Genomic DNA, 13359 nt, shown 5'->3' on the forward strand with positions numbered 1-13359 from the left:
TAGATATGTCAACATCATTTTTAATCATGGGTTTGGGAGCGAATGAGATTATCCTCATTGTAATAGCATTGTTACTGTTATTCGGAGGTAAGAAGATTCCTGAGTTGATGCGCGGATTGGGTAAGGGGGTGAAAGAATTCAAAGAAGGTCAAAAAGAAGATTCTTCGGCTGAAAAGAAATCTGAAGTAGAAGATAACAAGTAAGGGTAATTTTATCCCATATAGCATAAATACGATTTTGTTACTCACAAAATCGTATTTTGTTTTATCCTGGACCTATAGCTGAATAGGCCAGAACCATTTTTATACTAAAATCCGTTTCTAAGCGTTTAGATTATTGTTGATTTTTAAGAAGAAAAATCAGACCTGGATTTAACAGTAAATTTATGATCGGAAAACAGACGTTAATTTCAATACTAGGAGGGCTGTGCTATGTGCTGCCTATCATGGCTCAAGAAAGCGCTGTAGAAGGCATGAGAGAAGCCACACATCAGGTTATCCAAGGAAGGATTGATAGGGAAAAACAGGAGATTTATCAATACCTGGACAGTGTCAAATCTTCGGGAAATAGTCGACAGGATGATTCCACCATTACCGAAGAAGAAATACAGCTCGTTCGCAAACTCAAAGCAATCGAACGAGAAGTACCCTTAAATTACTCTCCACAGGTGAAAAACCTGATCTCCAAATACACCTCCAACAATTACAATCCTTATATGTGTAGAATGATGGGACTTGGACAGTATTACTTTCCAATGTTTGATCGCATCATGGATGAGGTTGGTGTGCCTAGAGATCTGAAATATCTGAGTGTGGTTGAATCGTCTTTGAATCCACGAGATATTTCAAGTGCTGGCGCTACTGGATTATGGCAGTTGATGTATTATGAGGCAAAGACTTATAACCTGACCGTAGATAGTTATACTGACCAGCGTATGGATCCCATCGCTTCCAGTTACGCGATCGCGAAAATCTTGAAAGAAGCTTATGACGAATATGGTGACTGGCTTTTGGCAATCGCATCATACAATGGTGGAAAAGGTGCTGTTGGACGAGCGATTCAACGTTCGGGTAAAGACAAGCCTACTTTTTGGGACATCGCTCCCTATCTGACACAACAAACACAAAACTATATTCCCAAATTCATTGCTATGACTTATGCGATGAAGTATGCCGAGGAAAACAATATAAATGCAGCTGATACAGAGCTCTCTCTGAGAACCCAAGCATTAGACATCAACAAAAGGATCTCGTTAAATCAGATAGCAGCAGCTTTAGATGTATCCAAAGAAACCCTCCGCGCACTAAATCCTAGCTTTAAGAAGAATATTTTAAACGGTACCGAAGAAGCACCATTAAGATTAGTTTTGCCTGTATTGATAAGAAAATAGCTACAGAGGAGCTATATGCTGCCCTCAATACACCTATACCCACTTCAGTGATGGCTAGTTCGGGCACTAACGAACCTACGGAACTTTTAAAAGATGGAAAATATAAGGTGAAAGTCGGGGAAACATTTGCTTCAGTAGCTGAAAAATTTGAGGTTACTGTTCAGGATATAAAGTCCTGGAACAACCTACGCGGAAATAAAATCGTACCGGGGCAAAATTTATTGATCAAGAAGGAAGATAATTTTGTTAATGCTAAATTAGCGCATAATGCTGAAAAATCGGTTAAGAAGAGTCAACAACGAGCTGCTAGCCGTACAGCATATTATGTGGTTAAAAAGGGTGATACCTTATCCCAAATTGCTGACAAAAACGGTGTATCTGTTAGCCGGCTAAAAAGCGATAATGATCTGAATGGAAGCCGGATTAAACCGGGAATGAAATTGAAAGTGTCAAAGAAATAGCAACATGGTTATACTAACCATGCTGCATCTTCTTCGTTATCAAATTCCTCTAGGGTAACAGTGACATGTTCTTTTAGGATGGTAGACAATTTGGTGCCATAGTAGTCACTAAAGATTGGGAACTTGTGATGGCTCCGATCGATCAAGACCGCTGTTCTCATCTTCCTTAATGGAACATTGAGAAACACACCCAAACCATAGGCCAGTGCTCTACCACTATTTAATACATCATCAACCAAGATGATTGTTTTGTCTTTGCAATATCAACAGGTAAGTCTGTACCAGCACTCAAAGAGCGGCTTGTTTTCTTCATGGTAACTTTAATCAAAAGAATTTCCTTGTCTGAGATATCCTTTAATATCGCCTGCAGGCGTTGCGCAAATACATAACCCCGATCGGCAATCCCAACCAAAACAAGTGTTTCGTCTTCAAAATTGTCTTCTAAAATCTGATAGGCAATACGGATAGACTTCTGTTTTATTTGTTCTTTATTTAAGATGAGCGTTTTCTTTGAAGACATAATAGTATTTCAATGATTATAGGGTAAAAATAGGATATTAAATTGTATAAAAAAGCCCAAAGCCGTTTAAAGCTTTGGACTTTTTATGTCGATAACTGAACCTCTAGTTCAGTTTATTATCTTTTCTGCTTTCAATATTTCGGCAGTAAGCGATTTATTGTCTTCTGGTAAACGTCCACCGTTATAATAGTAGCGTCTCCAGTATGGTTCGTCCAAATTGCTGATCATAACACCCTTGCTGGAAGAAGCATGAGCAAATTTATTGTCACCAATATAAACACCCACATGCGTAATGCTTCTACTTCTGATTTTAAAGAATACCAAATCCCCTGCTTTCAACTCATTCTTCTCTACAGTCTTTACTTGCGAATACTGGTTACGACTATTGTAACCCAATGACGTGTTAAATACTTTGTCATATAATTCGTAAGAAAATTTAGAACAATCAATGCCTCGTTTTGAATCTCCGCCCAAACGGTATGGAGTACCTAGCCATTCGTAAACAAATTGATAAAGTTTTGTGTTTGTTGTTGCTGAGACTGCAACACCCATAATTTGTGAGAAGTATTCTTTAGCAAGGTTATCAGGATCTGATTCAGGTTTGGAGTTTCTGTTGGTTTGTGCCTGCGACACTAGACATAAGCCGATAAATAGCATTGACGCTATAAATTTCTTTGTTTTCATTAAATCGCTTTTTTGTACAACATTTAACTTTTAAAATTCAATACTGTCATCTATTTTGGACAGCACTGTTGCGAATATAATACAATATCAGTTTAAGGTCAAATTTTTTTAAAGCTATTTAACGAAATTTTAACAATTTTAACATCTTTCTTAACGCTTTTTGGAGATATTGAAATTTAATCGGTCTGTCGAACTTCTACTACAAGTAGGTGGTGGTTTCAGACTCCCAAGAATAGGGGTGTTCTGCTAGAATACCATTCTTTAAGGCTTGTTTTTGTGAAACTGAAAAAAATATTAATTTTCTTTAGGAATGTGATAATATTTGTTCTATATTTACAATACATAAGCAAAAACAATGAACACAAACACAATTATTACAACGATTATTATTACCACCGGGATAAAACTCAGGAGGAAGTAGTTTCATTGTATATAATTGTAGACACAATATTTCGAAGCGCTTTCCTCAAAAGGGAAAGCGCTTTTTTTGTCGCATAAATCAAACTAAACAAACAGTATAGATCAGTATGAAAGTTTTAAAATTTGGAGGAACTTCAGTCGGAACAGTAGAAAGTCTCAAAGCAGTCTTAAGTATTGTCAAGAAATCCTACGATGCTAAGGAAAAGCCCCTTGTGGTATTATCCGCGATGTCGGGTGTAACAAATTTACTAACCCAATTGGCAGAAGACGCAGCTGAAGGGAAGTCCTTTTCGGATGGACTTAAATCTTTGGAAGATAAACATTTTGCAGTTGTGAAAGAACTTCTCGCAGTAAAGTTCCAAAATCCTGTTTTCACGAAACTTAAGTTATTTTTCAATGAGATCGAGGATCTTCTCCAGGGATTTTTGCACTGAGAGAATTGAGCAATCAAAGTAAAGACTTGATTCTCAGTTATGGCGAGCGCTGTTCCAATTATATGGTTTCTAAAGTCATGGAACAATACATACCGGAGGCTTTATTTATAGATGCCTCACACTATGTAAAGACTGATTCGAATTTCGGGAATGCCCATTTAAATGAGGCATTGACCGAGCAGCTTGTGAAATCGATGTATATCACTCATGGTGACAAGCTGCTGTTTGTGACTGGCTTTATTGGGAGCAACGAGAATGGTCGCATTACCACCTTAGGACGTGGCGGATCGGACTATACAGCCGCTATCTTTGGGTCAATATTGGATGCTACGGCGATCGAAATATGGACTGACGTTAACGGAATGCTGACCGCTGATCCCCGGATCGTGAAAAAGCCTTCTCACTCCCCGTACTTTCCTATACTGAGGCAATGGAACTATCTTATTTTGGTGCTAAGGTCATCTACCCACCCACCATGATCCCGGCATTTTTGAGAAAAATCCCAATTGTTATTCGCAATACTTTTGAACCTGATTTCTCAGGTACAGTGATCCAATTTGATAGTGGAAAACGGCACTACCGATCAAAGGGATTTCTTCTATTTCGGATATTTCTGTGATCAATCTAAGTGGATCAGGAATGATCGGCAAGTCAGGGTTTAGCGGACGCCTTTTTACACTGTTGGCTAGGGAACAAATCAATGTTGTATTGATTACACAATCTTCTTCCGAACACAGTATCACCTTTGCGGTCAACCCATCGGATGCAAAGCGTGCGATCCAGTTGATCGAAATAGAATTCGAATTGGAAATTCAGGCGAATAAATTGGTCATCCCCGCTATCGAGGAAAATCTTTCTGTATTGGCCATTGTCGGTGAAAATATGAAACGGACTCCGGGAATGTCTGGTAGGTTATTTTCTGCACTTGGAAGGAACGGTATCAATGTCCGGGCAATAGCACAAGGCTCATCCGAATACAATATTTCGGTCATCATCGGTAAAGAAGATTTGGCCAAAGCGCTCAACGCTGTTCATGATGCTTTTTTGCGGAACTGAAAAAACATTGCATGTGTTTAATATCGGTACAGGTAATATCGGTGCGACGCTATTTAAACAATTAGAGGATCAGCACGATTTTCTGCTCGATAAAAATGATATTGAGATCAAAGTTGTTGGAATTTCCAATAGTCGTAAAATGTTGTTCAATACCGAAGGTGTGGAACTAAATAATTGGTCAGCTGAACTCGAGAAAAATGGTTCCGAGGCAGATCTTGCTTTGTTTATCGAGAAAATGAAAGCCCTGAACTTGCCGAACTGTGTTTTCATTGATAATACAGCGAGTAAATTGCCGGCAACATATTATGAAGATATCTTTAAGTCCAATATCTCCATCGTAACCTGTAACAAAATCGCGAATTCTGGAAAATATGCACAATATAAGACGCTTCGCGATACGGCACATAAACATGGCGTGGACTTCTTCTATGAAACCAATGTTGGGGCCGGATTGCCTATTGTAAGGGTTCTTAAAGACTTGATGTTCAGTGGTGACCGTATCTTAAAGATCGAGGCTATTCTTTCAGGTACTATATCTTACATCTTTAACAATTTCAAAGACGATGCTACGTTTTTTTAATGTTGTAAAGCAAGCACAAGAATTAGGCTATACCGAACCGGATCCAAGAGATGATCTGGGGGAATAGACTTTATGCGTAAAATGTTGATTTTAGCTAGGGACGCAGGTTATCCTGTCGAAGCGGAAGACGTAGACCTTGGACCAATTCTTCCCGCAGCTTGCCTGAAAGCTGAGACAGTAGATTCCTTCTATGCGGAATTACAAAATGAGAATGCCTATTTTGAAGATATGAAAGCGCGCGCTGCCCGCGAGAACAAAGTAATCCGTTATATCGGAAAACTGGAGCATGGAAAGGTTTCCATTGCGATCCAATTTGTAGATGAAAATCATCCTTTTTATGCGCTGTCGGGTAGTGATAATATTATTTCATTTACGACAGAACGGTATAAAGAGCGTCCTTTGGTTGTCAAAGGGCCGGGGCTGGAGCAGAAGTGACTGCTGCGGGTGTCTTTGCAGATTTAGTTAACGTAGGTGCATAAAACTATTTTAGAGGAAATAACGACTGAAGTAATGGCCAATAATTTAAATGTAGAATATCTAAAAGGTAAAGTAATCGATTTAGACAAGATGTTACCCGAAGTTCGGGTATTTGCTCCCGCAACTGTAGCGAATATGATCTGTGGTTTTGATATACTGGGCTTTGCTGTAGAGCAGCCTGGAGATGAGGTGATCATGCGACGTAAGGAGCAACCCGGAGTGACTATCAAGCAAATTACAGGAGATGACGGTAGACTCCCGCTCGACCCGAGCAAAAATACCGTTTCGGCTTGCGTTCAGTACCTGTTGCAGGCGCTAAATATTGCTTCGAAAGTAGGTGTTGAAATTGAGTTGCACAAGCACATGCCAATCGGCTCAGGCTTGGGATCCAGTGCCGCGAGTACGGTGGCTGGGCTCTTTGCGATTAATGTTATGCTTGGCAGTCCATTGACAAAAGAAGAACTTTTACCATTTTGTGTTGAGGGTGAACGGTTGGCCTGTGGCACCGGACATGCTGATAATGTTGCACCGGCGCTTTATGGAGGTATCACGTTGATTAGAGGAACGAACCTTTAGATGTTATTTCAATTCCTTCACCAAAGGAGTTAGTCGCAGCCGTGGTATTTCCACAAGTAGATGTCCCTACACGTGATGCCCGACAATTAATTAAAGATAAAGTCCTATTAAAAGATGCAGTAACACAATGGGGCAATATTGCCGGCTTGGTTGCGGCTTTATTTATGGAAGATTATGATCTGATTGCACGCAGTATGAAGGATATTCTGATTGAACCCACACGCGCGATTCTGATTCCACAATTTTATGAAATGAAGGAAATCGCTCTACAGCATGGTGCCTTGAGTTTCGGGATATCCGGTTCAGGCCCCTCCGTAGTCGCGATTACACGGGATGAGCAAATCGCAAAAAATATTGCAGACAGAATTCAGGCGCATCTCAAAGAAAATGAAATTGAGAGCTTTGGTTATGTGTCAAAGGTAAATGTCGAAGGACCAAGGGTGTTAAATTAGAAATTTTACTGTACCATGCGCGTAAAAACTAAGCAAGGTGCAAAGTATCTTACTGATTGCATAAAAATCGTATAATGTACTCTTTTTGATTAATCAGAATAGATGTACATCAAATAAGTATTAAAAGATGAAATTTTACAGTACAAATAATAAGACATTAGCTGTTTCTTTTAAAGACGCAGTGTTTAATTCGCTGCCAGCGGATAAAGGCTTGTATATGCCTGAGCAAATTCCGCAATTGGATCCATTGTTTATCAAAAATATACAACAATATTCTTTACAGGAAATTGCTCTGGAGGTTGCTTCAACTCTTTTGGGCAATGATATTCCTAAACCAGATCTAAAGAAGATTGTTGATGATGCGATTAATTTTGAGGCACCCGTAAAATTCCTAAACAACAGTACAGCTGTTTTAGAGCTATTTCACGGGCCTTCTTATGCCTTCAAGGATTTTGGAGCCCGGTTTATGAGCCGTATCATGGCGTATTTTTCTAAATCCGATGATAAGTTGCTGGACGTACTTGTCGCAACTTCTGGAGATACAGGAGGAGCGGTAGCCTTAGGCTTCCTAGGAGTAGAGGGAACCCGTGTTACAATATTATACCCCAAGGGCAAAGTTTCCGAGGTGCAGGAACTCCAGCTGACTACAAATGGACAAAATATACGCGCATTAGAGGTAGATGGCACGTTTGACGACTGTCAGGCACTTGTGAAGCAGGCTTTTAATGATGCCGAACTCAATCAAACTTTGCGGTTGACATCGGCCAATTCAATTAATATTGCCCGATTGATCCCACAGACCTTTTATTACTTTTATGCCTATGCGCAACTAAGATCCCAAGGGATCAATGAAGTGGTATTTACTGTGCCAAGTGGTAATTTTGGGAATATTGGGGCAGGTTTATTAGCTTATAAAATGGGACTTCCTGTCAAACATTTTGTGGCAGCGACAAATGTCAACGATACAGTGTCACGATTCCTTTCTTCGGGACAATATGCGCCTAAACCTTCCATTCAGACATTGAGTAATGCTATGGATGTTGGAGACCCAAGCAATTGGGTGCGTATTCAGGATCTTTTGCAGGTAATCTGGCGGAGTTAAAAGCTATGCTCTCTTCTTATACCTTTACTGACGAGGAAACAAAAGCTGGGATGGACAGACTTGTTCAAGATGCAAATTATATTGCCTGTCCCCATACCGCTATCGCTTGGTTAGGTGCACAGGCTTATGCGAATGATCATCCAGGTACTTATGCTTCGGTATTCTTATCGACTGCACATCCTTGTAAATTCCCAGATGCAATAGATGCCGATGTGTTCGCAAAAATTGTATTGCCAGCCGGTGCGGAAGCGTTGCAGGAAAAGAAAAATTAGCGGAACCTTTGGCGGTAAACTTCGAAGCGTTCAAAAGATATCTAATCAACCATAACTAAACGCGAAGGGGCGATCTTTTGAGCGTCCCCTTTTTCTCTATTCGTAGTTTCTCCTATAATCTCTTTTTAAATCTTTAATTCTTGGGAGGCTTTCACTTTTTGGATAGTGTTTTTATAAACTAGCTTTTATCGATTATGGCTTAGGTATTCACTGTTTTTGTTGCTTATGCTATTTATATCGTATGTTTCATTTGGATGTCGAAATAATAAGTTAATTTTGCAGTAATGAAATCAGTTTATTTGAATAAGGGTAAGGATAAAGCTGCCTGGCAATTGCATCCTTGGGTATTTTCCGGAGCAATTAAATCATTGTCCGATAAGATTGAAGATGGCGAAATTGTAGGGGTTTACAATGCCGAGCGTGAGTTTATTGCATACGGATTGTTTCACAATAGTTCGCGGGTGGCTATCCGCTTACTGGAATGGAATCCGCAAGCTCAGATTGATGCGGATTGGTGGCGCACCCGTATTCAAAAGGCGGTGGCAGCTAGACAACATTTGCTGCAGGAAGGCATTACCAATACCGTTCGTTTGATTTTTGCCGAGGCAGACTTTCTTCCGGGATTAATCGTGGATAAGTATGCTGATTTTATTTCTATTCAGGTCCATTCTGTAGGAGTAGAAAAGGTTAAAGATATCATTATTGCAGAGTTAAATACGCTGTTAAATCCTACTGGAATCTATGAACGTAGTGATCTGAAATCTCGTGAGCATGAGGGCCTACCAGACACAAATGGTCTTTTGTCTGGCGAGGTACCACCTGAATTTGTGGACGTCATCGAAAATGGCCTTCATTATAAGGTAAATATCATCGATGGGCAAAAGTCAGGTTTCTATTGTGACCAGCGTGAGAATAGGTTATTGACAGCGCAGTATGTTGCTGATAAAAGGGTATTGGATTGTTTCTGTTATTCTGGTGGATTTACACTGAATAGCTTAAAAGCAGGTGCAAGTGAAGTTGTGTCCGTAGATAGCTCTGCGCTGGCGATTGAAACTCTTGAAAAAATGTAGCCGAAAACGGGTTTGAGCCAAGTCGGCATAAAGCAATTTTGTCTGACGTCAATAAGCAATTGCGTAAGTTTGTAGATGAGGGTGAAAAATTCGATTTGATCGTCTTAGATCCTCCAAAGTATGCACCTTCCCGTTCAGCTTTGGAAAGAGCGTCGCGGGCTTATAAAGATTTAAATCGTCGGGGTTTAATGCTGTTGAATAGTGGTGGGTTATTGGCGACATTTTCATGCTCCGGAGCAATGGATATGGACACTTTTAAACAGGTGCTTGCCTGGGCCGCATTGGACGCTGGTAAAGAGATACAGTTTATTCGACAATTCCATCAACCCGAAGATCATCCTGTTAGGGCTTCCTTTCCAGAAGGAGAATACCTCAAAGGACTGTTGGTACGTGTATTATAAATAAATGCAGATATATAGGTTGATTTGAATAAATCGACCTTTTTAATTTAAAGCGAAATCATGATCAAAGAAAAAGAAACTAGACCTATTTTTTCTATTTTGTTTGCCGTGAGTATGGTGCACTTGCTGAATGATCTTATTCAGGCTGTAATTCCTGCCACATACCCTTTATTAAAAGAAGAGCATCACCTGAGTTTTTCTCAAGTGGGGATGATTACATTAGTATATCAGATTGCCGCTTCAATTTTTCAACCTGTTGTCGGCTCATTTACGGACAAACATCCTGTTCCGTATTCACAGATTATCGGTATGTCCTTTTCGCTTGTGGGCATGTTGTTGTTTTCCCAGGCACATAGCTATGCATGGATATTGTTCTCCGTTTTTCTCGTTGGGATTGGCTCCTCAATTTTCCATCCGGAGTCTTCACGTGTGGCTTACATGGCTTCAGGTGGTAGAAGGAGTATGGCACAGTCCATTTTTCAGATCGGTGGGAATGCAGGGACAGCTCTAGCACCTATTATAGTTGCTTTTCTGGTCTTACCTCGAGGACAGCAAGCTGTTGCCTGGATGTGCTTATTTACACTTGTTGGCCAGTTTATTTCCTATTATATCGGCACCTGGTATAAGCGTCGACTTGCAAATGTTTCGAGATCAACAAAAAGGAATATTCGTGTTCCAGATCTTCCCAATTCACGTATTGTCGCAACTGTCATTATCCTATTGTTGTTGATCGTTTCCAAATATTTCTATATCGCAAGTATTACTAATTATTTTCAGTTTTACACGATGAAAAAGTTTGGGATCAATGAGGTGGAAGCACAGGTGTACCTGTTTTATTTTCTGATTGCCGTTGCGGTGGGGACCTTGCTAGGTGGAGCATTCGGAGATCGTTTTGGACGGAAATATGTGATTTGGTTTTCCGTTTTAGGGTGGCCCCTTTGCATTGGCCGTACCCTATGTTGGCCTCACAATGACGGGGATACTTATTGTGATCATCGGATTAATATTGTCATCTGCGTTTCCTGCAATTATCGTATATGCACAGGAGTTATTGCCTAGAAGCTGGGTATGGTTTCTGGTTTGTTTTATGGATTTGCATTTGGCATGGGGGAATCGGGTCTGCGGTACTCGGATGGCAGGCGGATCATACGTCCATCGAATTTATTTACCATCTGTGTTCGTATTTACCCTTAATCGGTGTCGTCGCCTATTTTCTTCCTAATCTACAGAAAACACCCTATAAAGAGATTTAGAATATGATATATTAAAAAGCGGGAGTATCAATCTTTTGGACACTCCCGCTTTTCTTTAGTTTTATTTGTATCCCTTTAAAACCTCTTTTGATTAATTAATTCTCAGGGACTTTTACTTTTTGTATAGTTTTCTCTTTATACTATTTGATACAGTCCATCCAGGCTGCTGCCATCAGTTGCGCTCCAGCAAGGGTGGGGTGCACACCATCCGCTGCCCAATAGGCTCCTGGGGCAGTCTTTTGGGCATTGTCAAAGATTTTTTGATAAGGAAGGAGTATCGCGTTGAACTCTTTTGCAACATTACGTGCGGTCTCCTGATAAGCTAAAAATTTGGGGTACCAAGCATCCGTGATATGGCCTACCCCTTTTACAGCAAAAGGTTCTCCAATAATCAGTTTAACATTCGGAAGATTTTGTAATGTCTCCTGCAACAATTGCTGGTACTGCGATTTATATTCTTCAACAGTCGTTTTGGCTCCGCGGTCTATCGTTCGCCAAAAATCATTTACGCCGATCAAGATACTTAATACAGTTGGTTTGAATGCCAATGTATCCTCCGCCCAACGTTTTTGAAGGTCGGGAACACGATTGCCACTAATTCCAGTATTATGAACCTTCAGTTTCTTTGCGGCATATTTATTCAATAATTCGCTTGCAGCCAACAAGGCATAACCTTGACCTAGGGCCTTGGTGTCATTGGGATTTCTGTTATTCCTATCGCGGCCTACATCCGTAATAGAATCCCCTGAAATAGGATGATATCTTCGTCATTCAAACTTATTTTTGAAGATTTGAAACTATCCTCATAGGCATAAGCTTCGTTGCCCAATAAATTGGCTCCAGTCAAAAGACCAGCTCCAATGATACTTTTTTGATAAATGATCTGCGGTTTGTGCTCATTATTAGGTTTTTGTTATGCTTAAAGTTACATACTTTAAGCATACTTTTCCAAACCTTTTATAATGATGTTACAGGCTTTTTCAATTTCAGCATCCGTAATGGTCAATGGTGGAGCCACACGAAGTGCTGTTTCACAGTGAAGATACCAGTCAATCATGACACCCTGCTCCGCACAGTATTTACTGACATTATAAACCTGATCAAAGTTGTCCAATTGTAAGCACATCATAAGGCCTTGACCTCGGATTTCTTTAATTGTTGGATGGCTGAGCTTTTCTCTAAATAAGTTGGCCTTATGGGCAACCTGTTCAACCAGTTTTTCCGATTTGATCACTGCGAGTGATGCACGTGCAGCGGCACAGCTCACGGGATGTCCTCCGAATGTGGTGATATGACCCAACATCGGATTGTCTTTAATGACATCCATTACTTCTTTAGCGGCAACGAAGGCGCCCAATGGCATACCGCCACCAATGCCTTTGGCCAACATCAGGATATCAGGTACAATACCGAAATGTTCGAAGGCAAACAATTTTCCTGTACGACCAAAACCGGTCTGGATTTCATCGAAAATCAACAGGGTGCCAGTCTCGTCACAACGTTTTCTTACCGCTTGCATATAGGCCACATCGGGGACTCTGACACCAGCCTCTCCTTGAATAGCCTCTAGGATCACAGCGGCTGTTTCAGTTGTAATTTTCGTTAAGTCTTGCGGATCATTAAACGTAATAAAGTCTATTTCTGGAAGGAGTGGGGCATAAGCCTGACGGTATTCATCGTTCCCGATAAGGCTAAGTGCACCTTGTGTACTTCCATGGTAGGCCTTTTTGCAGCGATAATCTGTCTCCGCCCAGTATATTTCTTGGCTATTTTCATAGACCCTTCGACAGCTTCTGCACCACTGTTGGTCAGATATACCGATTGAAAATTTGAAGGTAATTCCGCCAGTAATTCTGTCGCAAACTGGACTTGGGGAGCTTGTACAAATTCACCATAAACGGTGACATGCAAATATTGATCGAGCTGAGCCTTTATTGCTTCGAGTACTTTGGGGTGACGATGCCCGATATTACTCACATTAAAACCGGAGACAAGATCCATATATTCTTCCCCATTTGGCCCATAAAGGTAGACACCCTCGGCCTTAACCACTTCAACCAACCTAGGTGAGCTAGAGGTTTGAGCAGTGTTCATCAAAAATAATTCTCTATTGCTTAGCATGATTATACAAATGTCCGAAAATAAAAAAGAAGTCTTGAAGACTTCTTTTTTTTTTGAGATTATCTCCCTCTATTTTGTAAAGATTTATAG

Annotated in this window: 13 protein-coding genes and 3 pseudogenes; 10 read left to right on the forward strand and 6 right to left on the reverse strand. The window is 40.4% G+C overall.

All coding sequences use genetic code 11. The annotated features are described in order from the left end of the window. Positions 1-5: 5 nt before the first annotated feature. From tatA to KUH03_RS26105, 3 genes are all read left to right on the forward strand, one after another. Positions 6-203 (forward strand): twin-arginine translocase TatA/TatE family subunit, encoded by a 198-nt coding sequence (gene tatA / locus KUH03_RS26095; protein ID WP_208642640.1) that lies wholly within the window; start codon positions 6-8, stop codon positions 201-203. Positions 204-385: 182 nt separating this feature from the next. Continuing rightward, on the forward strand, positions 386-1390 hold the full coding sequence (locus KUH03_RS26100; protein ID WP_257087448.1) for a lytic transglycosylase domain-containing protein: 1005 nt from the start codon (positions 386-388) through the stop codon (positions 1388-1390). A 50-nt stretch (positions 1391-1440) separates the two neighbouring features. Further along, positions 1441-1851 (forward strand): LysM peptidoglycan-binding domain-containing protein, encoded by a 411-nt coding sequence (locus KUH03_RS26105; RefSeq protein ID WP_257087449.1) that lies wholly within the window; start codon positions 1441-1443, stop codon positions 1849-1851. 8 nt (positions 1852-1859) lie between these two features. On the opposite strand, the gene KUH03_RS46745 is transcribed toward KUH03_RS26105, so the two are convergent. From KUH03_RS46745 to KUH03_RS26115, 3 genes are all read right to left on the reverse strand, one after another. Next, complete coding sequence (locus tag KUH03_RS46745; protein WP_306429174.1) at positions 1860-2090, reverse strand: hypothetical protein; 231 nt, start codon at positions 2088-2090, stop codon at positions 1860-1862. Next, positions 2072-2371, reverse strand: a complete 300-nt coding sequence (locus KUH03_RS46750; RefSeq protein WP_306429175.1) for a phosphoribosyltransferase family protein — start codon at positions 2369-2371, stop codon at positions 2072-2074. Before KUH03_RS46750 ends, KUH03_RS46745 begins: the two co-directional genes overlap by 19 nt. A 108-nt stretch (positions 2372-2479) precedes the next feature. Next, positions 2480-3055, reverse strand: a complete 576-nt coding sequence (locus tag KUH03_RS26115; protein ID WP_257087450.1) for a C40 family peptidase — start codon at positions 3053-3055, stop codon at positions 2480-2482. A 527-nt stretch (positions 3056-3582) separates the two neighbouring features. Between KUH03_RS26115 and thrA the strand changes: the two are divergent. The 7 genes and pseudogenes from thrA (at position 3583) to KUH03_RS26140 (ending at position 10954) form a co-directional block, all read left to right on the forward strand. Beyond that, positions 3583-6024: pseudogene (gene thrA, locus KUH03_RS26120) on the forward strand (bifunctional aspartate kinase/homoserine dehydrogenase I). A gap of 31 nt (positions 6025-6055) precedes the next feature. Beyond that, positions 6056-6598 (forward strand): homoserine kinase, encoded by a 543-nt coding sequence (locus KUH03_RS49180; RefSeq protein WP_373564495.1) that lies wholly within the window; start codon positions 6056-6058, stop codon positions 6596-6598. A 41-nt stretch (positions 6599-6639) separates the two neighbouring features. Beyond that, positions 6640-7050 (forward strand): homoserine kinase, encoded by a 411-nt coding sequence (locus tag KUH03_RS49185; RefSeq protein WP_373564496.1) that lies wholly within the window; start codon positions 6640-6642, stop codon positions 7048-7050. A 127-nt stretch (positions 7051-7177) separates the two neighbouring features. Next, positions 7178-8152, forward strand: a complete 975-nt coding sequence (gene thrC, locus KUH03_RS26130; RefSeq protein ID WP_306429176.1) for a threonine synthase — start codon at positions 7178-7180, stop codon at positions 8150-8152. Positions 8153-8157: 5 nt separating this feature from the next. After that, the gene (locus tag KUH03_RS46755) at positions 8158-8424 is read left to right on the forward strand and encodes a hypothetical protein (RefSeq protein ID WP_306429177.1); all 267 of its coding nucleotides are present in this window, start codon (positions 8158-8160) and stop codon (positions 8422-8424) included. Positions 8425-8708: 284 nt separating this feature from the next. Beyond that, positions 8709-9895 (forward strand): annotated as a pseudogene (locus tag KUH03_RS26135) (class I SAM-dependent rRNA methyltransferase). A 60-nt stretch (positions 9896-9955) separates the two neighbouring features. Further along, positions 9956-10954, forward strand: a complete 999-nt coding sequence (locus KUH03_RS26140) for an MFS transporter (protein WP_306429178.1) — start codon at positions 9956-9958, stop codon at positions 10952-10954. A gap of 334 nt (positions 10955-11288) precedes the next feature. Here the strand turns inward: KUH03_RS26140 and KUH03_RS26145 are convergent, their stop codons facing one another. The 3 genes and pseudogenes from KUH03_RS26145 to KUH03_RS49190 form a co-directional block, all read right to left on the reverse strand. Next, on the reverse strand, positions 11289-11900 hold the full coding sequence (locus KUH03_RS26145) for an SGNH/GDSL hydrolase family protein (RefSeq protein WP_306429800.1): 612 nt from the start codon (positions 11898-11900) through the stop codon (positions 11289-11291). Beyond that, positions 11873-11995 (reverse strand): hypothetical protein, encoded by a 123-nt coding sequence (locus KUH03_RS26150; RefSeq protein ID WP_257087451.1) that lies wholly within the window; start codon positions 11993-11995, stop codon positions 11873-11875. Before KUH03_RS26150 ends, KUH03_RS26145 begins: the two co-directional genes overlap by 28 nt. A gap of 87 nt (positions 11996-12082) precedes the next feature. Further along, positions 12083-13269, reverse strand: a pseudogene (locus tag KUH03_RS49190) (aspartate aminotransferase family protein). Positions 13270-13359: the final 90 nt, after the last annotated feature.

Source organism: Sphingobacterium sp. E70, from assembly GCF_019285695.1.
In the GTDB taxonomy this organism is placed as follows: Bacteria; Bacteroidota; Bacteroidia; order Sphingobacteriales; family Sphingobacteriaceae; genus Sphingobacterium; species Sphingobacterium detergens.